Genomic DNA, 21,100 nt, shown 5'->3' on the forward strand with positions numbered 1-21,100 from the left:
AATTACGTGACAGCCAGGGTGGGGAATTACGTGACGGACAACCCCTCAAACCTGGGGAAATACGTGACCGCTGACAGGCGGCCTGGCCCGGTCCAAAAAGTGACACGAATTTGAGAATTACCACGTGTGACAGCCCGCGAGAACGCTGCAATCGTTGCAGGCCAGTCGCATCGAATGTGACACCGGTTTTGAGAACGGACAGCGGTACTTGCCACCCCACTACTGAGATCAGCGCTCGGGCGCGATGCCACTCCAGGTCTCCAACGCGCCACCTGGCATGCACACGACGAACAGGCCACCTGGACCACTCAGGTTCCAGGCCTCGTAATTGGCATCTGGCGGCACACACAGACGCGAACCATCGTCGAAAGTCATTGACAAACTGCCATTCGCACCGATCTCCGTTGCAAAGATGCGCTGTCCGAGCAGGTTGTTCATTGGCGCCAGCCCTTCGGGCGGGTCGAGGTCAGGCGTGAAATCGTGGGCCGCTCCTGGGGTGTTCAACATGAAGGGGCTGGCGACGAGAACGACGTACCCTCCAGTGAAGGAGAGCACCACAGAGTAGTCGAATCGCAGGTCTGTCAGGACCTGCCCACTCATGTCGACCGTCGTCATTCGCGCCCCTTGGGTACATGTTGCCATCTGCGAGAGCTACCCAGTGCCCGCCGGCCAAATGAACCTCGCTACACCAACTTGGCGCCATCAGCTGGTCCGGCGATACCAATGTTGTGAGGTCTGCACCGCATGCGAAAAGTGGCAAGAATCTGAGAAAAACCACTCGTGACATCGAGTGAGAACGCCGTCGTCTACCCATCTCAGCGAGCAGGAGTGTGACGCGCCGATTGAGAACTGACAGGTACCGCCGCTCCTGCACCGCCGCCAGACGGCCAGATGGCTGGATGCGGGCCTACTCTAAAACAGCTATAAACCGGATTTGGCCTCTGTCCGTCGGGAGAAAGACCGCTCTAGCTGCACTGATGGCTCACTGTCCAGGTGTACTAGAAAGCTACTAGAAACCAACTTGAAGCCACAGTCGCGCCGGCGCGATCGCGCCGCACTGCACCATGAGGCATGCCGGCTCAGCCGACTCACACCGATGGTTCGGCCATTCAAGGGGCGCCACCGGCCGGCCCGGGCTCTGAGCCGATCCTCAGCGCGTGGTCCTTGCGCATCGCGTTGAACACCACCCGCGCCAGCCGCCGTTTGAGTCGGCGTAGCGCACTCTTGGTGCTGTCGCCGGCTGCGATGTGTTTGTCGTAGTAGGGCCGCCCGATGCCGCCGCTGCGGAGCTGACTCAGGGCGATGACATGGATCGCCGCGTTCAGCTGCCGGTTGCCGTATCGCCCACCGTGGACGTGGGGACTGTTGGATGACCAATAGGGAAGTGGTGCCACACCCACATGCATGGCGAACTGGGCTTCGGTGCGAAAGCGGGTCACATTCGCTGTCTCTGCGACAATCCGGGCGGCGCCGAAGCTCCCGCAGCCTTGCACCGCAAGCAGATTCGGTGCGACCTCCGCTATGCGCATCTCGATGTCACGTTCGAGTGGCCGGATCAACTGAGTCAGTCTGGAGAGCTCGTCGACATCGGTGGCGGCGATCTCTGCCAGCACACCCGACTGGGTCTGGCTCAGCCAGTCGCGGAGTCGCTCTCGGTGGATATCGGCTTTGAGGTTGGGCCCACAGTCGTACTCAGGGTCGAGTTGGTGGACACGCCACCGCAGGCGGTTGATCGCGGCAGTGCGTTGTTTGATCAAAGTGGCGCGGTGATCGATCAGCAGTTTCATCTCGTAGGAGACCGGTTCATGACAGGCTCGCGGCAGCTCGGGATATCGGAGCGCGGCATGCGCTACAGCCTCGGCGTCAATCGGATCCGACTTGCCGGGGCTGCGGGCGGAGGCACGGATTTTCGCCATCGTCTGCGTCGGCACCCGCACCACGGTCAGGCCCGCATCCATCAGGAAACGCTCGAGGCGCCCCGACACCATGCGTACGTCCTCGATCGACCAGAGCGCCGGATCGGGGCCGAACGTGGTCTGCGCCCAGCGCAACGCTTTTGCATGCCCCGAGTCAGTTGCCTCAACAGTCAACTCGCCCAGTTTCTGGCCCAGATGATTGACAGCCACCAATGTATGAGTGCGTTTGTGGGCATCAACGCCGATGACCACCGACGGAGCGGCCTGGATAGTCCCGAGGCCAGTCATATCGCCCCCATCGGTGTCGTTCCAATCAACCGGCGCTGGCTCCCTGCTGTCGACACCACGGGGATTGAATCAGACCGGAGCCCGACAGGGAGCAAGCTAATCAGACAGCAGGAGCCAGCATTGGTGCCCGCTCAGTGGCGAGCTACCGGACTCGGCACCGCGTCCCGGGGGACGCAGCCTGGCCGCACCGTGGGCAGTACACGATAAGCCAGTCGCCTCGAATGCCCGAAGACGACGGCAAACGCATGTCGAGCCACACGTCGCGCGCCGAGCCGCCGAGAGCATACCCCGGTGACCTGTCTACCGCGCGGCCGAATTCTGCGACGTCGGGGCGGCGTGGACGGCAGCGGGCTTCCCTGCCCATTCGGCTAGTCCGGACTCGTGCCGTGTCGCACGCTGCCCGGCTGACGTCCGCCGTCCGCACCGGGCTAAGCCGAGCCGCTTTGCGTCAGAAGCGATTCACCGCCCACGCACATATTCGATGAGCAGCGCTTCGCTCTCGGTGTCGCACCGCCGCGGCGGGAACGGGCTAGCCGAACTCTGCTGCTCTCACAGGCCTTGAGAATTGGTGTCGGGCAGTGTCCTGAACTCGCGGGACAATCGATGAGGAGGCCACGCAGAAGGTCAGTATTGGGGGAGAAATGCCATGGTGGACAACCACATCCGAGTGCGGTCATGAGCGCGCTACCGAAGCCTGACGGCTGGAAGAACCGCAGTGTGCTGTTCTCGATCGGCACTGCCGTGATCGGTTCGCTGTTCGCGTACTTCGGGTATATCGCCATCACTGCAGCAGGTGAGTCGCATTGGTTGGCAACACTCATCGCACTGTGTGCGGCGGTGGCGTTCGGCATCATGACCGTCGGGTTGATTGTCCTGTTCACGGCGTCAAACAAGCTGCGTGCCAGTTACGACGAGTCGGGCACCACGTTCGATGCTGTTCCGGCCCAGCCGTGGGCCGTCGTGATGTGCGTGGCGCTGGCCCTCAGTGGAGCGCTGTATCTGTTGTTCGGGTCGCAGGTGCACAACGATCTGCCAACCGCGAGCAGCCGAGACGCCGGCCGCCTGATCGTCCTGGTCATCATCAGCACCATCGGCGCGGCATTCATGCTGCGGAACATCATCAAGGGCAGGCCCACCCTGATCCTCGCGCCGGAAGGGATCGCCTACTCGCTCCCCGGCGATCGGACCTTCACCATCGTCTGGGATGACATCGTCGCCATCACCAGCACTCCGCTGACCAAACGCGGAAAAGGCACGCGCCCCATCATTTTTGAATGCAGCGACGGCACACGGCAGATCATCGCGAGCGCCAACACCTGGGTGCCCGGCGGCACCGGTCTGTACTGGCTGTGCCGCTTCTACTCGCAGCATCCGACCTCTCGCGGCGAGCTCGTTAACGGTGTGGCCTTGGAGCGACTGACGTTCGAGCGGATCCCTGCGGCGTGAGCCCATTGGGCGGGCCGGCAGCTTCACGGCGCCGAATTGGCCGAGCGGGCGGTGTACCCGGATGGAGCTACCGCCGGTGACTGAGTTGCCTTAGACGGCAACATGTTCGAGCTGTCCCAGGTCCGATTCTCGCGACCAACTTGGCCACGGGGGCCCAAACCACCCACCACAGTGAAAGGCAGAAGAAGATGAAGCGATTTGTTGTCACGGCCGCGGCGTGTGCTGCCGTGTCCGGTGCTGTTCTCGCAGGAGGAGCCCCGGCGTCGGCTGATCCCCCGAAGAAGCCCTATCCCGACATCAGCCGCTACACCAAGCTCGACTTCGAGGGCTTCCAGATCGATGGCAAGCCAGGGGTATGGTTCTCCAGTCCAAACGGACTGAACTGCGGTATCTGGGAGGACGGCAGCTTCGGCTGCACCGGATCTATCCCGGGTGCACCGGCGGGGACCAACCAGATCGGCTGGTTCACCGGGGATACCGAACCTCATTATGATTCGACGGCCCAACTTCGCTTTGTCGCCGGCGGTCCGCAGCGGGTGTTGCCGCCGAACAGCTTCATCAAGTACGGGAGCACGACGTGCGCCACCACCCCCGCTAACGGTGTCTACTGCGTCGGGTCCTACTACGCCCAGTTCCTGGTCAACCCGGACGCGAGTTGGCTGGGCAATCCCGGCTACTGAGCGCACCGGCGCGCGGAACGTAGATCGCCTGCCGCCCAAGGTGTCTGGCAAAAGGGGGAACAGACTGCATGGCGTGGAACGACCTCGTGCGAAGCCGGCCAAGTCGTGGCGTGGCCGCTGTCGGGGCCACGATCTGGCTCGTCACTGTCCCCGCGGCGGCAGCGTCCCCGGCGCGAGTCCCACACAGCCGCGACATGCTCTTGCCGCTGGCGCAGGTGCAGTCCATCGTCGGCGATGGCGGCGGACCCACGTTGCACGCAAACCCCCTCGAGGACCGCACCAGCCCGTGGGTCGACCACAGCAGGGACACTGAGCTATCGGCACCGTGCCGACACTTTGCCAACGAGGACGAGGCGTTCGGCAGCACTTGGGTGAACTTCGCCTCCACCCGCTACAGCGGATCAAGCAATGTCGGTGTGTCGCAACACATCGCCGTGTATCCCGACGCCGATACCGCCCGCCGGGTCTTCGGGGCGCTCACTGCTGCTGCACGGCAATGTCACCCTCACCCGTCGCCCGGTGTGCTTGACGCCGGCGACACCCTGACCGAACCAGACGCGGTGACGCTGATGGCGCGGTACGCCGAGACCGTTAACGGACCGGGTAGCGTAAGCGTGTATGCGCTGCGCGCACAGGTGCTGGTCGAAGTCGGTGCACCGCACTTGTCGACAGACCCGCGGATTGCTCAGACGGTGCTCGCACTGATTACTCAGAAGATTCCGGCGTGATAGCGAGGACGATGTCCACGACCCGAGCGGCCGCGATGGTCGCGGCCGTGCTCGCTGCGGCGTTGGTCGCCGCCGGCATCACACTGGCTGATACCGGTACCAGCTACGGCGCGACATATGACGTATCGACCAAGGTGATCGATCTCGGTGCCCGATGGCACGTCAACGTCGGGCAGCTCTCGGGCGGAAATGACACTGTGGCAACAGCATTCAACAATGCCAGCGTGGCGTCCGGCCGAACTATGGGAAGCCTGCTCGACGGCGACGACGTCGATCGTGACCACGCGACGTTTGATTCCACCCCGACCGTGAGCTTTCGGCCCACTGCGGTCGCGCAGGTGCTCCATGGCGCCTACTACCACCAGGGCGCAGCTCATCCGCTGAACTACGTCACCACCATCGTGATCGACGCCCGCACCGCCACACCGATTACCCTCGACGACCTGTTCGTCGATACCCAGGCCGGGCTCCGCCGCCTCTCCGAGCAGACCAAGAAAATCTGGCCCACCGTGTATGGGCGGCCGATGAGCGATGAGCCAGGCAACGCGCCCGCCGAGGCCCGACTTACAGATACCTATTCCGCACGTTGTGATAGCGCGGATTACCAGTACTATCAATTCGGGCACGGCCAGCCGGTGATCACCGTGCCCTGGTCGCAGGTGAGCGACCTGCTGGCGCCTGATATGCGGGTGCTCGCAGTATGACCGAGCGCGACGGTACGCCACATTCCTCGGGGGTCCAGCGCGAGCCGGTGCGGAACGATGTGATCACCGCATTGCGACAGGCCGTCGCCGCGGTCGAGGCCACCAGCACCGACCTACCGCGCGACCGCGTCGCGGCCGCCCGGGCGGTACGCCGAACGCCACCGAAGCGGCGTCCGTCGACACCAAAGAAGATGCCCGACGGCACCTGGCCGCCCGTGACCTACCAGGGCATGCCCGAAGGCGATGACTGGATGAACAACCTCCCGGCTTGGTATCACCACGGCGAGAGAGGGTTTGACCGCCGGATTATGGAGGAGCTCGCCGCCGCGGGTGTGCCGTGCTACACGGTCAACCAGCCCGCCGACCATGTCCGGTTCGTCCCGCAAGGGATCCCCATCTTCCTTGACTGGCTCACCCATCTGGAAGAACGCATTCCCGGTCCGGAAACCGATCACCGCGACGCCGTTCGTATCGGCCTGATCCGCGGCCTCGACGACATCGCCAACCGCGGCAACAGGGAATCCATCGAACTGCTGGCCGCTCAGCTCCGGCGCCGACCGCCGATATCCAGGCGGGCAGCGGACTGCGCGCAGTTCGCGCTCGCCCGCATCGCGACCGTCAAAGACTTCCCGACCATCGCGGCGCTGCTCGTGGAGATGCCGCCGGAGGTGCCGCGCGGCGATTTCATCGAATACATGGGCCGGGTGAAAACCCCTGAGGCGCAAGAGATCGTCTTGACTTGGCTGGACACCGAATGGACATGGTTCGCGCTGCGGGCATTGATTGCGATGAAGGCCCGCGGCGTGCGTGAGCGGATCGCGCCTTACGTCGACGATGCGGACTCCAATGTGCGCAAGTACGCCAAACGTGCTTTGGAACGCTTGGCTGACTAGCCGTCGTGTCCGCGCAGGACGCGATGGGGTCGGTTCTTTGTCGCGCTGGTGATCGTGATGTCGACGGACTGGCCGACCGGCGTCACGATCGTGGGCGCGGTCGGTCGCGGCCACCCACGATGTCCGCGTGCACACGGCGGGCCTGCCCGTGTTGGGGGCGCCACCGAGGTCCACTACGTATCCGGTGATGTGGGGCGCAAATCCGAGCGTGTGGCTAGCTGACCTTGCCGACCTGGTAGGTGCCGTGATCATCGACGACACTCACCTCTACGGAGTGCTGCGCACCGTTGACGGAGAGGGAACAGCGGAATTTGGTTCCCTGATCCCCCGAAGGATTGTGCCCGTCGTTGCACGACACCCCACTGACGCCGCTGATGCCGTATCCGGTGTTCGGGTCGGTCAGGATGTGCTGCACGCCCTCTTGGACCTTGGACACGTTCAGCTGTCGCGTCACGAAAAAGCCGGGCTTCCAGAAGCCGGTGATGCCGACCGCGGCAACGGCGATCACCGCGACGCCGGCGCCGATGAGCCAGACGGGGCGGCGCCGGCCAGAACGTGTCGCGATGACCGGAGTGAACTCGAAGCTACCCGGAGCAGGTTCGGCCGCTGCCGATTGCTGCGGTTGCGGGTAGCCCGGGTTGGGCGAGTAACCGGCGGGGGCGCCACCGGGTCCTGGGGGATACCCGGGTGCCGGCTGGTATCCCGCGCCCTGCGGGTAACCGCCGTACTGCTGGTGATAGCCGCCGGCGGACTCGTGGGGCGGCGGGTACCCCGGAAACCCAGGGGCGGGTGCCGGTGACGTCGGCGCTGATGGTGTGGTGGCTGCCCACGGCTGGGTGTAGTCACCGGTGGGCCGGTGCACCACCGAGGTCGCCTCCGGGTCCACATGTGGTGCAGGGTCGGCAGCTGGTGGCGCTGGAGCGGCCGGCGGTGGGGTGATGACCGATGCCGGCGCGGAAGGTTCGCCGGGGGCCGATGACTCGGGCGCCGGCCAGGTGGCCGGTGGGCGCTGGATGTGGGTGGTCTGCTCGGGGTCGTCGATCGGCCACAGGCCTGTCGATTCGAATCCCGCGGCCGGACCATTCTCCGGATTCGCGCCGCTGCTTCCCTGTTCTGGTGCGCTCATCGCACAGTCCCCTTACCTCATGCTCGGACCAGGCCCGAGTTCCCCCTGCGTGGTTGCCGTGTGAGCGGCCGCCGGTGTCGCCCCTAACTGTGGCATATGCCGGCGGCCGCTCGCGTACGCGTTGCTGGCTAGCGTGGCCCGGCGATTTTCTGGCTGATGTCGCGGGCGATGGACGATCCGGTGGTGCCGACATTCACGGCGCAGGCCCGCACATCGATCACCACGTTGCTGCTCGAGGTCATGGCGCGTTCACACTGGCGCGATCCCGCCGCGGGCGGGGTGAGCACGATGGTGTTCACCCCGTCGGTGGTGGTCACGGCGCCCAAGGTGGCGTGGTCATTCTTGCCGGCGGCGGTGATGGTGAGAGCGGTGTTGGCGCAGTCTTGCCACTGGCGCAGTTGGCGGTCGACGAAGGCCTTGGCGTCCTCTGGAGTGCGGAATGTGCCCAGCGTCTGCACGAATTTGTGTGCGCCGGCACTGTCGTTGACGACCTGTAGCACGAAGCCGGTGAACCCGCTGCCACTCCATGCCTGGGCGATGCCGGGGACGGCGGCGCCCGAGCACTTGAACGGGCTGACATCGATATCACTCTCGGGCTGTTTGCCCAAGCCCACAGGCTGCATGTCGGCGCCCCCGAATCGCTGCGAGAGTACGTCCGCTGTAGCCAGATAGGACTGCAGGTCGGCCGGGTCCACGGGCTCAGCGGCTTTCGGCGGCGCGCTGGGTGCGGGGGTGGCCGCAGCGCCGGGTCCCGGGCTGGGAGCGGGTGCGCTGGTGGTGGCCGTGGTGGTGCTCGGCGGTGGCGAGCTCGTGGTTGTGGCGCTCGTGGTGGCCGAGCTGGTGGTGGCCGAGCTGGTGGTGGAGGACTGCCCAAGCAGTTTGTCGGAGATGGGCGTCCAGAAGTAGAACCCCGCGCCCCCGACAGCCAGGACGACAACGACGGCCACTGCAGCAAGAATGCCCTTCTTGGAGCCGCCGGAATTGGTTGGGGGCGTGGGCGTCTGGGGCGTTTGTGGCTGACCGTAGCCGGTGAACGGTGCGCCCGGCGCCAGCCCCGGCGGGGTGGGGGGAACCCATCCACTGGAGCTCTGTTGGGGGGCGGGCTGCTGCCAGGGCTGTGCCTCTGCACCGGTCTGCGGGACAGCAGGTGGTACCGGGGCAGAAAACGGTGGCTGAGTGCCGGGCCAGGCGGACGTTTCTTCTGCGTCGCTGTTGCGGTCGTAGCTCATGGCGTTAGCTTGCCTTACGTCGGTGGGGTTCAGGTGCAGGAATGTGTGCGTCCCCCCGCCGGGGTGATCACCGACGGGGGGAGCGGGGCTGGGCCTTAGGCCTTCTGGCTGGAAACTTTGTCGGAGAGCGCCTGGGCCACGGCGACGCCCTGCCCGTGGGTCGATCCGGAGCCGCAGACCAAGACGTCGATGATCGCGTTGCGGTAGCCGGCCACCGCACGCTCGCAGGTCTGGGGGCCCTTGGTGTCCTGCTGCAGGAGCGACAGCACCGTCTTGTCGTCGTTGATCTCGGGGTCGCCGTTGGTCATCTTGAGCGGGCTGGACCCGTCTTCACGGAAGGAGATGGTGGTACCGGCACATGCCTTGAACTGCTTGACGGTGGCTTTCATTTGGGCAGCGACATCGGACTTACTGGCCAAGGCCACGACTGCCTGGGTGATGCGGACGTCATCGTTGCCGGTGTCCACAAGGATGTTCTGGACGACGGCCTCCGGGGTGGCCCCGTACGCCTCGGCCATGGCCGGCGCGTAGGTGGCCACGCAGGACGACGGCGAGACGTTGAAATCGTTGTCGCGCAGTTTGGTCGACGACCAGTCCTCTTTGAAGGTGCCGGCTCCGAGTGTCGCGGCGACCTGCTTAGGCGACAGCAGCGGTGAATCGGTGGTGCCGCCGCCGTTGGTGTTGCGGTCGCCGGTGGTGGTGTCGCTGGTCCCATTGCCGTAGCCGGTGAAGGTCGGCAGCGGCGCGGACGGTGCGGCAGCAGCGGTACCGCCGGCCGCGGTGGCGGCCATGCTGGCCAGGACGGCGGCGGTGGCGAGGCGGACCACGGTGCCACGGCCGGTCGCCGGGGTGCGGGTGCTGGTGGTCCGGATGGTCTTGGCGGTGGTGGTCATGGCTGGCCTCTCTCGAAGTTCGGTAACCGTAGCGTTGCCATACTCTAACCGTAGCAACGCTACGGATGCAAGCGTGGCGGCCACCTTCCTGCCGCATACCCCTCAAATAGCGCCATAACCTGCAATAACACGGACCACCAAGAGGCACCATGCGGAGACCGCCGGTCATCAAGACGCTCCAAACAGGGTCATCGCCCCGAAACCGCTGCGGTTACTGGCCTAAATTCTGCGATAACGCTATGGTTCAACTAAGGCGGCGAGCAGATGCACGCGACGCAGCACGCGTCCGCGACCGACCGACGAACCGCAGCACGGAAAGGGGCCGACGATGGGGGACAGCGCGGCCGCGGACGGACCCGACCTGATGGTGACCTACGACGGCCACACCTCGATCCGGCATGCCGCCGATGGCGCGTTCATCATTGGCCGCGACCAGCGACCCTCAGCCCTGTCCGTCGAGCACTTCGCGGTATCCCGGGTGCACGCCCGGCTGATCCCCGGCGAGAAACAGTGGTGCATGGTCGATTACGAGAGCCGCAACGGCATCTACGTTGACGGCGTCCGGGTCCGTCACTCGACGCCTGTCGTCGATGGAATGACCGTGCACCTGGCCAACCCCAACGGCATCCCCATCACGTTCCACTATGTCCACGCAGAAGACATCACCGCGCCAGCGACCACCGCGCCCCCCACGACCGACGCCCCAGCCGAAACGGAAACGCACCCCTCCGAACCGGAGCCGACCCGCTACGAGCAGGCCACCGCGCAACTGCAGGAAGTGATCAAAGACGTCATGGTGGTGCCGGCACCGGACCATCCCCGCGCCGCCCACACGATGCTGCGGCTACTGCAGCAACTGGGGAAGCTGCGACTCGAGTTCGCCGGCCTGGCCATCGACGAGGACATGGGTGAGGCGCGTGCCCTGCTCACGTGCGTCGAGGCCATGTACCACGGCTTGGTCATCCGAATGTCAGTGTGCGCCTAGGGAAGTACACGGCACGACCAGGGCGTCACAGGCCCCAGCGTCACCACCATCGGCGCGCGTGAACAAGCGCATCAGCGACCATCGCGACACCAGCGACCAGAAACAACAAGCGAACCCCGAGCGGCCCGTACCGCGTGAGGCCACGCACGAGCCAGCGCTGAAGTCGATCGGCCTGCCTGCTCGCACGGGTCGACAGCCCGAGCAACACCACGCACGGCAGCACCGTGAGCGCCGAATACACCACCACGATGACCGGCCACTCCGGCGGCAGCGGGTGCATCGCCGAGATCATCGCCAGCCCCGCCAAATAGGGAACCGCGGTGGGCGCCTGCCCGAAACCGATTGCGGCGCCCAGGAACCCGAGCAACCACGGACGCTCGCGCATCGCCGCCAGAGCCCACCCCGGAGCCGCTGTCTGCGCCGTCAACGGGACGAAGGCCACCACGATCAGCACCAGCCCAAGCGCGAGCTCGCCCCACAACCGGACCGTGGGCGTCAGATGAAACGTGGTCAGATCAGCAAGTAGCCCCAGGCCGAGCACGACGCCCAGACCAAAGAGGGTCGTCGCGGCCAGGAGCCCGACGATGAAGCTCACCCCACCCGGCAGCGCCGACTGCCGACTCAACCGGCTGCCGTAGATCACCGCCGAGACGACGCCAATGTTCAACACGTTGACCGAATCCAGGAGCGCCAGGCCCGCCAACGACAGCAGCAGCGCAGTCATCGACGACGCGTCCCCCTGAGCCCCACCCGCCCAACCCTACGACGCACCACGCTCGGCCACGAACGTGCAGTTCCCACGGTCTGCCGGGCGACTATTCAGTCTTGCCCAAGGGTGGGCAGCGAGGAGGCCAGGTAGCCCGCGACCACCGACGGGAACTTCGCCTGACCGCCTTTCGCGGCGCCGAGCGACAGTGCGGCGAGCGGGTTGGGATAGCGGGCGGCTGCCGCGCGCTCACTGATACCGGCGGCGTCGGCCAGCTGGCGGACGGTGATCGGGGGATCGATCAGGCGCGCGTATCGGGCGGCGGCGAGCTCGATTTCGCGGGCCTTGGCGGCTGCATGGCGGGCGCCGGCGACGAGAGCGAGGGCCGCGGCGCGGACATCGAGATTCTGGATGGCCGCGCGGTGTTCCGGTGTGGCGCCGGGAGGTGCGGTCGGGTGATTGATGTAGTCCCGAACGGCGTCGTCGAGGTCGTCGTCCAGGGCGCTGAGGTTGGGGCCCCACGCATGGCCGAGGAAGCCGAGTTCGCGCGCGAAGCTGGTGTTGGGGTCGGGTGTGGTCATTGTGACGCACCTCCTTCGTGCATGGTGCTGTTGTACATGAAGCGAGCTTCACTGAACGACTGTACATGAAGGTAGCTTCAGGTCAAGTGGTCCGACAAATCGATCGGCACGAAAGTGAGCATGACCGCGCGCGCAGGTGGTGGAACTCCACAGCTAACGATCCGCCCGTCGTTGACCTTCGATCGACGCGCCGTGCCAGGGCGATCGCAAGCACCCCCGACTAGGGTCGATGCGAAACATTTTGGTGTGCACGGGGGTGCACACGTTGAGAGGTATTTCATGAATAACCAATTTGAGCAGCAGTTTTACGGCGAAAAGCCTGCCGCCATTGACCCTATTGCCACCCATGGACGGGTGCCGGCCACCGTTGGTGGGCCCGCCGAGGAGCTGGAGCAGACCCAGGTTTTCCCTCAGCTCCCGCCGGCGCCGACGCACCCGTCGGCGCCTGCCGGCGCCGGCTATCCGGAGCCCGCCAGCAACACCCTCTATGGGCACGATCAGATGCTGGCTGGACTGCAGATGGCGCCCGAGGCGGCCGCCGAGCTCGGCCTGCCCACCGCGGTTGAATCCGTGTCGACAGTGGCTGCCCGGGGCCTGCCCAAGCCGATACCCCGGCGCGGCTGGCGTCGCGCCGTCTACGCCACGACCCGCATCAACCTCGGCCCCTCCCGCGACGAGCTGTACGAGCGTGACCTGTTCACCCGCATCCGCAGCAACGTCGTGGGCTCCTACCAGATCGGGATCATCGGACTCAAAGGCGGCGCCGGCAAAACCTCGGTCACCGTCGCCCTCGGATCGCTTCTCGCGGATGTTCGTGGCGACAGAATTCTCGCCGTGGACGCTGATCCGGACTGCGGCAACCTAGCCGACCGGGCCGGGCTGCCGTCCGAGGTGAGCGTGACAGACCTGTTGGCGGACAACAACATCAACAGTTCCAACGCGCTGCGCGCGTACACGCGCACGACCGATGCCAACCTCGAAGTCATCGCATCGGACCCATACAGTGTCGCCAAGCGCGATTTCAACGCCGACGACTGGACGGGCATCGTCGAGCGCGTCAGCCCCTTCTACAATCTGGTGCTCGCCGATTGCGGCTTAGGGCTATTTCACTCGGCGTCCCTCGGCGTGCTGTCCACCGTCTCGGACGTCGTCGTTGTTGCCACTGCATCGGTCGACGGTGCCCGGCAAGCGGCGACCACGCTGGATTGGTTGCGCCTCAACGGTTACCAAGACCTCGCTCACCGGGCCTGCGTGGTGATCAACCACGTGACGCCAGGCCGCCCGGGGGTCGATATGAAGGATCTGATCGCCCAGTTTGAGCGGCATATCATGCCGGGGCGTGTCATCGATCTGCCATTCGATCGACACATCGCCGCCGGCGCCGGTATCGCCTTCGACCAGCTCAGCGCGACGTACCGGCGCCGGATCGCGGAGCTGGCGGCGGCGCTGTCGGTTGACTTCGGCGCGGGCCACCACCGCTGAATCCGCCCGGGAGGTCTTTGGCCAGCTAATCCGTTGGCGCGAGGGCGAATTGATCGGGGTGCAGTATCACGTTGTCGCGGCGCGATCCCGACAATGATCGGTCGTCGGTGATGTTCACGATGACGGCGTATCGCTCTGTTGGTTGGTCATAGGCCTCGATGACCGCACCACGCGTGCCCTTCGGGATGATCCTGTCCCCGGAACTGCCGGGAACATCGGCGGTGAGCACCACGTAGTCGTAGACACGTGCCTTCATCGACGCCCCTCTTTCAACGGAGCAGGCCTGGGAGTCGGGCCAGCGGGTGGTTAGGCGAAGCGGTCGTAGCAGTCGTCGTGGTTCCCGATGAGGCCGGCCCGGAACGCCGCGATGCGGGTGAAGCCGGCGATGACGCCGTCACCATTGACGTCGGTCGCGACCATACCGTTGGTGAGCAGGCCGGCGACGGCTTTGTCCAGGTCGCCGGCGGCCAGCGTGAGGTTCTGTCCGCTGGGCGTCTTCACCGGTTTGACCATGTTGCGTTCGGCCACGGCAGTAAGGCACGCGGTGCGCAATGCCGCTGGGCCGCCGGTGAGCGGCACACCTTTTTCGTGTTGCAGCGCAAGCATGTACCGCGACGCCACGATGGACAGGGCGGTGTTGTCGCCCTGCAGCAGTAGCTTCTGTTTGATTTCGTCGGCTGGCTTGCCGAGCTTTTGCAGCTCCGGCAGGTCTAGGACAATGGTGTTGGTGGCCGGGCAATAGGACGCCGGCGAACCGCCTTTGGCGTCGGCGCAGCTGGCGGAGTCGAAGCTGACTTTCGGTGGATTCTTGGGCTCGAACACAGCGTTGAGGGTGTCCACCAGGACGGTGAACACGCCCTGATCGAGCGGGACGTCCGTGCCGCGGCGCTGGTTGTCGCGGTTGGGTTCTTCGTCGAGCTCCATCGGCAGACCCTCGCGGCGGCGCTCGACATCACGCATGTCGATCTTCGCGCAGGCTGCCGGGCCCTGGGTGAATCCGATCTGAAAGGCGCTGACCCGGTCCAGCGCGGTGCCGTGACCTTCTTCCAGGAGTTCTTCGTCATCGGGGCCGTAGCTGGGGTCCCGAAGCGTAATCAGGCCTGCCAGAACATGATTGAGTCCGTCTCCGGTGCTGACCTGGAAGCGTTTCGAGTTGCCGGCGGCCACGTTGTAGATGTACGCGCCGCCGAAGCAGTCGGCCTGCTGTTCGCGCACGACCACGGGGCTTTTCTTGTTGACGATCTTGGCCATGCGTTGGATGGCGTGGCCGTACTCGTGTGCGATCAGCCCGGCAACGGAGATGTCGCCGAAGTACTTGCGGCCGGCGGGGACGAGTACACCGCGGTCCCAGGCCATGAGGTTATCTGGCGGGCAGTAGAAGGCGTTGACCAACTCGTAGGTCTTCTCGCCGCACATCTCGGGGCTGTTGGGGTCGCGGGCATCATAGGATGCCAGGTTGGGGACCGGAGTGAACTTGCCCTTGAAATCCGTTGTGGGATAGGTCGCCTGCCAGTATTCGGCCAGGTCGTTGATCGCGAGCAGCACCAGTTTGTCGATCGGGCCGTGGTCAGTGTTCTTCACATCTCCCGTAGCGGCCGGAGCGCCGTCTTTGACGCCGCTGGGCCCATCGGCGGCGGTCAGGTCCGCGACATGGGTGGGGTCGTTGATCGGGGACACGCCGCGTCCGGTGACGACGGTGGCGGTGTTGCAGGCGGACAGCATGAGAACTGCACTGGCCGCGATGGCGATGGCGCGCAGTCCCCGCCGCGCTGGTGTGGATGCGTCCACGACGACCCCCGAAATGTCGAACTGTCTAGTGAGTTTGGTGGTGGGTGCCGCAGTGACCATGTCGTCGCGGCACCCACCGGCCAGGAAATGCAGCTGCTGCTACTGCTGCTTAGTGGCGGTGTGCTGCAAAGGATTTAATTGCAGGCCCACTGGTCGATATAGCCGTCGGATGCGCCGAGCTGCCGCAGAGCGCTGGCCTCGGCTCTGGCCAGGGTGGTGCCGTGTCCGCCGTGCACCAACGACTGTGAATTGCTGCGGGCTACCGCACCGCAACCGGTGAAGGTGGTCAGTGCTTCGCAGTCGGTGTAGCCGCACTGGTTGACGGCGGCCCGAGCGGCGTCCCTCGCGCTTGGGTAGTCGACCGCCCAGCCAGAAGCGCCCGTGGAGGAGTACGCGATCGCGCCATAGCCGGTGACGGCCCCAGCGGGTGCGGACTCGATAACACTGAACGTGGACGCGGCGATCACAGCCACGGCGGCTGCAGCGGTGCGGCGGGTGGAAATGGTGAATTTCATTGGAGGAAAAGTCCTTTCAGTCGGCGCGCGCGGACATGCCGAGGCGCCGGAGGGTCGGTGGGGTCAGTTGCCGTCGTCGGTGGGGTTGGTCACCTGAGGCTTCTCGACGGTGACTGTCTTGCCGAACTCCGAGAGCGTCATGGTCAGCTTGGCGTCCTGCGCCAGCGGTGACTCCACCTGCGCCTGCACCAGGTTGTGCGGATCCTTCTTGTCGATCCAGACGGTGATCGGCACGTCCTGTGCCTTCTCCGGGGCCTTGCGCGAACCGGCAAGCTGCGCAACGTCATTGGACGAAATGGTGCCGGTCACCTTGGTGGTATCGGTTCCGTTGATCGTGTCAGACCCGGCTTCCTTGGCGTCCTTGACCTTTGAGAGGGCGTTGGCCAGGCCCTGGCTCGGATCGAAAATCACCCCGAGGTTGTAGATCGAGTCGCCGCGACCGTAGTCAACCCACTTGCCCGGCTCACCGATGTCCGAATACAGATGCCCGTCCAGGTAGATCAGCTTGGCGCTCTGGGTCTGCCCGTTGCCCACCGCCATGGTGGCTTCACCGGTCGCGGCCACCGCCGGCTTGTCGGCGACGTCGGCCTCGAGCTTGGTGATCTTGACGTTGGGCACCTTGCCGTCAGCGGTGATGACGATGTGCGCGCCGGTCACGGCCTTCATCGCGGCGGCCGACTGCGACACCAATTGCGAAGCATCGGCACCCTTGCCCGGTCCGCCGTTCGGCTCGCTGGAGCATCCGCTGAGCGCGATGCCCGCCACCGCGGCACCGACCACGAGAGTCGTACGGAACTTCATTCAGTTTCCTACTTTCTGTGTCAACCGAAGCGCTCCGCACACACTTTGCGGCGCCCCCCAGGGAACCTCCCCGGCATTTACTCTAAATCTGAATCGGCACCCATTCCGACGCCAATTTCGAAATCGGCATCACCGCACGCGGATCAGTGGATTTTGTCGGTGATCTTGGCGACCAAATCGTCGGCATGCGCTCCGGCGTTGGGTCCGCAAACCAGCACATCGATGAGCACGTTGGAGTCCGCGACCAGCACGTGTCGGCAGGTCTTCGAACCCATGGTCAGGTCCGCGGCGGCATGGCCCTCGGGCAAGCTGACCTCGCCGATAGCCACCGGCGCCGGCGGTTGACCGTCGGCGGCCAGATTGGCAGTGGTGCGTGCGCAGGGGTGCCAAGCGTTGATCTGGTCGCTCTGGACGGCCGCAGCGCGGTCGGCGTCGGAGTAGGCCAGCAGGTATTCGGTGACCGCCACGTTGGGGTCGCTGCCGGTGAAGCTCACCCCGGCGATCCCAGTCGGATTGGTGGGGCCATACACCTGCGCGGTGCCGGCTGCGGGTACACCCGCGCACTTGGCCGGATCGACCGTGCTGGCGCTCAGCGTGGTCGCCGGGTTCGGTCCGGTAACCGTCAGGGTCGAACCCATGACAGCGCCGACCGTCGATGCGTCGGGGAGTAGCCCGGCGAGATCGGCTGCGGCCACAGGCTTTTGGCTCGGCGGCGGACCCTGTTTGGGCATGTTGGGCAGGTCCGCTGTCGCGGCGTGGTCGCGGATGTGGCTGCCGCGGGTCAGATACGACGCACCGGCCACGAACCCGCCCAGGAGCGCAATGACCACCACGATGGACATGGTCGTGCGTCCGCCGGTGCCAGTGGCGTCGGTGGATGGTAGCCGCAGCAGCCGGGCCACCATGATCGTGGCGGCGATGCCGAGGGCGAGCAGGATGCCCATATCGGTGAGCCACCACGTGAGTTGGTGGCGCCACAGCGGGTCGTCGACGGTATTGAGCGCGTTGGCGGTCATCAGGTCGACCGTGGAGGCCGAGGCCGCGAAGCCCCAGCGGGCCGGTAGCAGGAAGGACAGTTGGTTGAGGCCGGCGCGGCCGCTAACCGGGATGAGGCCGCCGGAGAACACGATCGCGCTCATGATCATCACCACGAGCATCGGCATGATCCAGTCGCCGGATTTGGCCAGGGCAGACAGCAGCAGGCCGACGATCGCCGACACCACAGCCGTCAGTGCCAAAGCCGCGTACAGATCGGCCACCGGGCTCCCGAAGGCCAACGCTCCCCGTGCCGGGCCGCCCTTGAGCGCCACCACCAGCGCGACGACGATCGCGGTCTGGGCCGCGGCAGCGACGCTGTAGACCACGACTTTCGCCGTGAGGTAGGCCCCCGCAGACAGGCCGACGGACTGTTCGCGTCGGAAGATGCTGCGTTCGCCCACCAGGTCGCGGATGGTCAGAGCGGTGCCCATGAACACCGCAGCGATGATGAGCACACTGAGCAGCTGGGCAGGCTCACTCGGCGAGGGTCCGTTGGCCTTGGTCACCCCGAGCCCGTTTTTGCCAGGGACCACCAAGCACAGCGCACCCATCACCAGCGGCAGCAGCGCCAAGAACACCGCGTAGCCGCGGTCGGCCAGGACCAGCCGGACTTGGCGTCCCATCAGCGTCAGCACCTGGCGGCTGGTACTGGTACGGGCCGGTTCGCCCAGCGGCCCAGCGGGTGCCGCGGGGGCCGCCGGTTGCGCGGCCGCAGGGTTGTTGTGCAGGAACACCGCATGCGCGTCATCGGGTTTGGCCGACACCCAGGCGAAGATGTCAGCCCAGTCATTGGTGCCCATCGCCGCCTCGATGCGGTCGGGCCGGCCGGCGTAGGCGGTCTTGCCGCCAGGTGCGAGCAGCAGCACCTGGTCGCACATGCTCAGGTAGGTCAGCGAGTGCGTGACCACGATGACGGTGCGTCCGGCGTCAGCGAGCTTGCGCAGCATCGACATCACCTGACGGTCCAGCGCCGGGTCCAGGCCTGAGGTCGGCTCGTCCAGGATCAGCAGCGACGGCCCGGTCAGCAGCTCCATCGCCACTGAGGCGCGTTTGCGCTGGCCACCGGAGAGTTTTTCCACCCGCTTGGCGCGGTGCTGGGTCAGCTCGAGCTCGGCCAACACCGACTCGACAACCGCGCGCCGGTCAGCCTTGCTGGTGTCGACCGGCAGCCGCAGCTTGGCCGCGTAGTCCAGCGCCTGGTCCACCGTGAGCTGGCGGTGCACGACGTCGTCCTGGGGCACCACGCCGATCCGGGAACGCAGCGAGGCGTAGTGGGCGTGCACGTCGTGACCGTCGAACGTCACCTGACCGGAGGTCGGTTGGGTGGCCCCGGCCAGCAGCTTGATCAGCGTCGACTTGCCCGCACCGGACGGCCCGATCACCGCGGTCAGGGTGCCGGGACGGGCAGCGAAGGACACGCTGGTCAGCAGCTGGTAGCCGTCGATGGTCAGACCAACCTGGTGGGCTTGCAGGCCGCCGGTGGCCGCTGCGGCGGTGCGCGGCTCCAGCGTGGCGCCGGTGAACACCAGGTCGGTGTTGCCGATGGTGACGACGTCGCCGGGCTGCAGCGTCGCCGCCGGCACTTTCACGCCGTTGACGAAGATGCCGTTGTTGCTGTGATTGTCGTGGATCTGCATGCCGGTCGGCGCCGGTAGCAGGTAGGCGTGGGTGCGCGACGCGAGCGTGTCATCGACCCGGATCGCCGACGTGGAGTGCCGGCCGATGGTGATGGCCCCAGGCGGCAGGGCGGGTGTTCCACGTTGGGGCATAACGCGTTTGACCATTCCGGTCACCTTGGCCAGCGCGTCCGCCTCGTCGGCCGGTGAGGGCTCCGGAGCGCGCTGAGCTGGGGGAGCCGCTGGTGCTGCCGCGGGGTTCGGCCATACCGGCGCGGGCTGGCGGCCTGCGGCCGGCGGCGGCCCGGCGGGGCGCGGCGGCGGGCCAGCAGGACGAGGAATCGACCCCGATGGTGGCCCGGATGGCGGACCCTGCGGGGCCCGCGGCGCAGGGGGCTGCTGGCGCGGTTGTGGCGGCGAAAACTGCTGGGGCGCAGGCGGTACTGGTCCGCGCTGCGTCCCGGTGGGCCGCGGCTGCGGCACGGAGCCGGTCGGCCGAGCCGGCGGCGCAGCGGTTGGTGGCTGGTGTGGGGGCTGCGGCCCACGCGCTGGCGGGGGCACAGGACGCCGAGATGGCGCCGCCGGCGAGGGTGCTGCGGCCAGACGTGCTGCGGGCACGACCTGGGTGGCGGTCTTGAAGATCAGTTTCGGGCCGGTGGCCGAGCCGAGAGCGATCGGGATGTTGTCGTCGACCGGGATGGTCTGCACCCGGATGTCATCGGCGTAGATGCCGTTGCGGCTCTTGTCGATGGCCACCCACTGGTCGCCCTCGACCCGTAACACCATGTGGGTGCGGGAAATCGCTTGTTTGGCGTCGACGTCGATGCGTACGTCGGCGCCTTCGCCGCGGCCCACGATGACCTCTTTGCCGGGCGGAAACGTAAACATCGCGTCGCCCAGGCGCACCACCAGCGGTGGCGCGACCATTCCCGAACTCATGACATCCCCCCTCGTTGGTCAGTCCAGGGCTAACCGTAGCTCACAGTGTTTGAGCTGGGTTGCACCAATTTCTGCGGGGTCGGTCGACGCTCTTTGTCAGTTATCAAACAGGACGTCATGTTCGCAATTGAGCTCTCGCGCGAGGTCAAAAGTGACATGATTTTGGGTGGAAACAGTGCGTTCGTCCCTGTCGGGTCGAAAGGATCTGATCTGTCATGCCTAACGAAGATGGTCGAGGGCAACATGTTCGGTCGGAGTACGCCGCGATGATTCAGGCAGCCGGACGCATCAATCGCACCGGGCACCCTGGGGACTCGGCCAACCTTGTATCCCAATGCGATAAATACCGATGGATCGTGTGGCAGCTGTGGCTCGGCGATCCGGACCGATTGGCTGGCGACAATGTCGCCCAGCGCACGAAGACGCTGGCCACGGAAGTGGCCGACCGGTACGGGTGTGTCTACGTCGGATGCAACGACGAGGTCGGTGGCCTCGAATTCAACTCCTACGCGTGGCGCATCGAAGTCAACCAGTCCGAGCATCGAACGCGTGTGTGCTCGCTCGCTGGTGCGTCGATGACTGATGTCCCGCAGGTGGTCGGGGAGCTGTATGCGGCGCTCGGCGCCTCGCTCCCTGAAGCGCTGCGCGACGCTGATTTTTGGGAAGTCGGCCCGAACGTGTGGTTCACGCTCGCGCGCAATGAAATCGTCGGCTGATAACACGGATCGATCTGGCGGCGGCGGGAC

20 protein-coding genes are annotated in these 21,100 nt (G+C 65.8%); 8 read left to right on the top strand and 12 right to left on the bottom strand.

The window, feature by feature from the left end:
- Positions 1-228 precede the first annotated feature (228 nt).
- Complete coding sequence (locus ACJH6I_RS28960) at positions 229-615, bottom strand: DUF6188 family protein (RefSeq protein ID WP_406785007.1); 387 nt, start codon at positions 613-615, stop codon at positions 229-231.
- A gap of 494 nt (positions 616-1,109) precedes the next feature.
- On the bottom strand, positions 1,110-2,168 hold the full coding sequence (locus ACJH6I_RS28965; protein WP_406785008.1) for an IS110 family transposase: 1,059 nt from the start codon (positions 2,166-2,168) through the stop codon (positions 1,110-1,112).
- Positions 2,169-2,879: 711 nt separating this feature from the next.
- Here ACJH6I_RS28965 and ACJH6I_RS28970 point away from each other — a divergent pair.
- The 5 genes from ACJH6I_RS28970 (at position 2,880) to ACJH6I_RS28990 (ending at position 6,655) form a co-directional block, all read left to right on the top strand.
- On the top strand, positions 2,880-3,650 hold the full coding sequence (locus tag ACJH6I_RS28970) for a hypothetical protein (protein WP_406785009.1): 771 nt from the start codon (positions 2,880-2,882) through the stop codon (positions 3,648-3,650).
- A 188-nt stretch (positions 3,651-3,838) separates the two neighbouring features.
- On the top strand, positions 3,839-4,330 hold the full coding sequence (locus tag ACJH6I_RS28975) for a hypothetical protein (protein WP_406785010.1): 492 nt from the start codon (positions 3,839-3,841) through the stop codon (positions 4,328-4,330).
- A gap of 194 nt (positions 4,331-4,524) precedes the next feature.
- Positions 4,525-5,058, top strand: coding sequence for a sensor domain-containing protein (locus tag ACJH6I_RS28980; protein ID WP_406785011.1), 534 nt, complete (start codon positions 4,525-4,527; stop codon positions 5,056-5,058).
- A gap of 35 nt (positions 5,059-5,093) precedes the next feature.
- Positions 5,094-5,762: a DUF3298 domain-containing protein gene (locus ACJH6I_RS28985; RefSeq protein WP_406785012.1), complete on the top strand. Its 669-nt coding sequence runs from the start codon at positions 5,094-5,096 to the stop codon at positions 5,760-5,762.
- A complete protein-coding gene (locus ACJH6I_RS28990; protein ID WP_406785013.1) occupies positions 5,759-6,655 on the top strand; it encodes a HEAT repeat domain-containing protein in 897 nt (298 codons plus the stop codon). Before ACJH6I_RS28985 ends, ACJH6I_RS28990 begins: the two co-directional genes overlap by 4 nt.
- 214 nt (positions 6,656-6,869) lie before the next feature.
- Here ACJH6I_RS28990 and ACJH6I_RS28995 read toward each other — a convergent pair whose 3' ends face one another.
- The 3 genes from ACJH6I_RS28995 to ACJH6I_RS29005 all read right to left on the bottom strand — a co-directional run bounded on the left by ACJH6I_RS28995 (position 6,870) and on the right by ACJH6I_RS29005 (position 9,903).
- Positions 6,870-7,781 (bottom strand): DUF4333 domain-containing protein, encoded by a 912-nt coding sequence (locus tag ACJH6I_RS28995; protein WP_406785014.1) that lies wholly within the window; start codon positions 7,779-7,781, stop codon positions 6,870-6,872.
- A gap of 128 nt (positions 7,782-7,909) precedes the next feature.
- Positions 7,910-8,728: a sensor domain-containing protein gene (locus ACJH6I_RS29000; RefSeq protein ID WP_406785015.1), complete on the bottom strand. Its 819-nt coding sequence runs from the start codon at positions 8,726-8,728 to the stop codon at positions 7,910-7,912.
- Between the two features lie 377 nt (positions 8,729-9,105).
- Positions 9,106-9,903 carry a sensor domain-containing protein gene (locus tag ACJH6I_RS29005; protein ID WP_406785016.1) on the bottom strand — a complete coding sequence of 266 codons (798 nt, stop codon included), beginning with the start codon at positions 9,901-9,903 and terminating at the stop codon, positions 9,106-9,108.
- Between the two features lie 328 nt (positions 9,904-10,231).
- Between ACJH6I_RS29005 and ACJH6I_RS29010 the strand changes: the two genes are divergently transcribed.
- Positions 10,232-10,888: an FHA domain-containing protein gene (locus ACJH6I_RS29010; protein WP_406785017.1), complete on the top strand. Its 657-nt coding sequence runs from the start codon at positions 10,232-10,234 to the stop codon at positions 10,886-10,888.
- A 40-nt stretch (positions 10,889-10,928) separates the two neighbouring features.
- On the opposite strand, the gene ACJH6I_RS29015 is transcribed toward ACJH6I_RS29010, so the two are convergent.
- Together ACJH6I_RS29015 and ACJH6I_RS29020 are read right to left on the bottom strand one after the other, a co-directional pair.
- On the bottom strand, positions 10,929-11,612 hold the full coding sequence (locus ACJH6I_RS29015) for a GAP family protein (protein WP_406785018.1): 684 nt from the start codon (positions 11,610-11,612) through the stop codon (positions 10,929-10,931).
- 95 nt (positions 11,613-11,707) lie between these two features.
- Positions 11,708-12,175 (bottom strand): hypothetical protein, encoded by a 468-nt coding sequence (locus ACJH6I_RS29020; RefSeq protein WP_406785019.1) that lies wholly within the window; start codon positions 12,173-12,175, stop codon positions 11,708-11,710.
- Between the two features lie 279 nt (positions 12,176-12,454).
- Between ACJH6I_RS29020 and ACJH6I_RS29025 the strand changes: the two genes are divergently transcribed.
- A complete protein-coding gene (locus tag ACJH6I_RS29025; RefSeq protein WP_406785020.1) occupies positions 12,455-13,657 on the top strand; it encodes a MinD/ParA family protein in 1,203 nt (400 codons plus the stop codon).
- A 25-nt stretch (positions 13,658-13,682) separates the two neighbouring features.
- On the opposite strand, the gene ACJH6I_RS29030 is transcribed toward ACJH6I_RS29025, so the two are convergent.
- The 5 genes from ACJH6I_RS29030 to ACJH6I_RS29050 form a co-directional block, all read right to left on the bottom strand.
- Positions 13,683-13,913, bottom strand: coding sequence for a hypothetical protein (locus tag ACJH6I_RS29030; protein ID WP_406785021.1), 231 nt, complete (start codon positions 13,911-13,913; stop codon positions 13,683-13,685).
- A 50-nt stretch (positions 13,914-13,963) separates the two neighbouring features.
- Positions 13,964-15,379: a peptidase gene (locus ACJH6I_RS29035; protein ID WP_406785040.1), complete on the bottom strand. Its 1,416-nt coding sequence runs from the start codon at positions 15,377-15,379 to the stop codon at positions 13,964-13,966.
- Positions 15,380-15,579: 200 nt separating this feature from the next.
- The gene (locus ACJH6I_RS29040; RefSeq protein ID WP_406785022.1) at positions 15,580-15,960 is read right to left on the bottom strand and encodes a DUF4189 domain-containing protein; all 381 of its coding nucleotides are present in this window, start codon (positions 15,958-15,960) and stop codon (positions 15,580-15,582) included.
- A 63-nt stretch (positions 15,961-16,023) separates the two neighbouring features.
- Positions 16,024-16,761 carry an LppX_LprAFG lipoprotein gene (locus tag ACJH6I_RS29045; RefSeq protein ID WP_406785023.1) on the bottom strand — a complete coding sequence of 246 codons (738 nt, stop codon included), beginning with the start codon at positions 16,759-16,761 and terminating at the stop codon, positions 16,024-16,026.
- Between the two features lie 143 nt (positions 16,762-16,904).
- On the bottom strand, positions 16,905-20,354 hold the full coding sequence (locus tag ACJH6I_RS29050; protein ID WP_406785024.1) for an ATP-binding cassette domain-containing protein: 3,450 nt from the start codon (positions 20,352-20,354) through the stop codon (positions 16,905-16,907).
- Between the two features lie 215 nt (positions 20,355-20,569).
- On the opposite strand from ACJH6I_RS29050, the gene ACJH6I_RS29055 reads away from it, so the two are divergent.
- Positions 20,570-21,070, top strand: a complete 501-nt coding sequence (locus tag ACJH6I_RS29055; RefSeq protein WP_406785025.1) for a hypothetical protein — start codon at positions 20,570-20,572, stop codon at positions 21,068-21,070.
- The last annotated feature ends 30 nt before the right edge of the window (positions 21,071-21,100 follow it).

Source organism: Mycobacterium sp. SMC-13, from assembly GCF_045311035.1.
Lineage (GTDB): Bacteria > Actinomycetota > Actinomycetes > Mycobacteriales > Mycobacteriaceae > Mycobacterium.

Excerpts from the sequence above, each read along its gene's own strand:
- ACJH6I_RS29035 (WP_406785040.1), bottom strand. The coding sequence starts at position 15,379 with ATGCTGTCCGCCTGCAACACCGCCACCGTCGTCACCGGACGCGGCGTG.
- ACJH6I_RS28975 (WP_406785010.1), top strand. The coding sequence starts at position 3,839 with ATGAAGCGATTTGTTGTCACGGCCGCGGCGTGTGCTGCCGTGTCCGGT.
- ACJH6I_RS28970 (WP_406785009.1), top strand. The coding sequence starts at position 2,880 with ATGAGCGCGCTACCGAAGCCTGACGGCTGGAAGAACCGCAGTGTGCTG.
- ACJH6I_RS29005 (WP_406785016.1), bottom strand. The coding sequence starts at position 9,903 with ATGACCACCACCGCCAAGACCATCCGGACCACCAGCACCCGCACCCCG.
- ACJH6I_RS29015 (WP_406785018.1), bottom strand. The coding sequence starts at position 11,612 with ATGACTGCGCTGCTGCTGTCGTTGGCGGGCCTGGCGCTCCTGGATTCG.
- ACJH6I_RS28980 (WP_406785011.1), top strand. The coding sequence starts at position 4,525 with ATGCTCTTGCCGCTGGCGCAGGTGCAGTCCATCGTCGGCGATGGCGGC.
- ACJH6I_RS29040 (WP_406785022.1), bottom strand. The coding sequence starts at position 15,960 with ATGAAATTCACCATTTCCACCCGCCGCACCGCTGCAGCCGCCGTGGCT.
- ACJH6I_RS29030 (WP_406785021.1), bottom strand. The coding sequence starts at position 13,913 with ATGAAGGCACGTGTCTACGACTACGTGGTGCTCACCGCCGATGTTCCC.
- ACJH6I_RS28985 (WP_406785012.1), top strand. The coding sequence starts at position 5,094 with ATGGTCGCGGCCGTGCTCGCTGCGGCGTTGGTCGCCGCCGGCATCACA.
- ACJH6I_RS29050 (WP_406785024.1), bottom strand. The coding sequence starts at position 20,354 with ATGAGTTCGGGAATGGTCGCGCCACCGCTGGTGGTGCGCCTGGGCGAC.
- ACJH6I_RS29025 (WP_406785020.1), top strand. The coding sequence starts at position 12,455 with ATGAATAACCAATTTGAGCAGCAGTTTTACGGCGAAAAGCCTGCCGCC.
- ACJH6I_RS29010 (WP_406785017.1), top strand. The coding sequence starts at position 10,232 with ATGGGGGACAGCGCGGCCGCGGACGGACCCGACCTGATGGTGACCTAC.
- ACJH6I_RS29045 (WP_406785023.1), bottom strand. The coding sequence starts at position 16,761 with ATGAAGTTCCGTACGACTCTCGTGGTCGGTGCCGCGGTGGCGGGCATC.
- ACJH6I_RS28960 (WP_406785007.1), bottom strand. The coding sequence starts at position 615 with ATGACGACGGTCGACATGAGTGGGCAGGTCCTGACAGACCTGCGATTC.
- ACJH6I_RS28995 (WP_406785014.1), bottom strand. The coding sequence starts at position 7,781 with ATGAGCGCACCAGAACAGGGAAGCAGCGGCGCGAATCCGGAGAATGGT.
- ACJH6I_RS29055 (WP_406785025.1), top strand. The coding sequence starts at position 20,570 with ATGCCTAACGAAGATGGTCGAGGGCAACATGTTCGGTCGGAGTACGCC.
- ACJH6I_RS29020 (WP_406785019.1), bottom strand. The coding sequence starts at position 12,175 with ATGACCACACCCGACCCCAACACCAGCTTCGCGCGCGAACTCGGCTTC.
- ACJH6I_RS28990 (WP_406785013.1), top strand. The coding sequence starts at position 5,759 with ATGACCGAGCGCGACGGTACGCCACATTCCTCGGGGGTCCAGCGCGAG.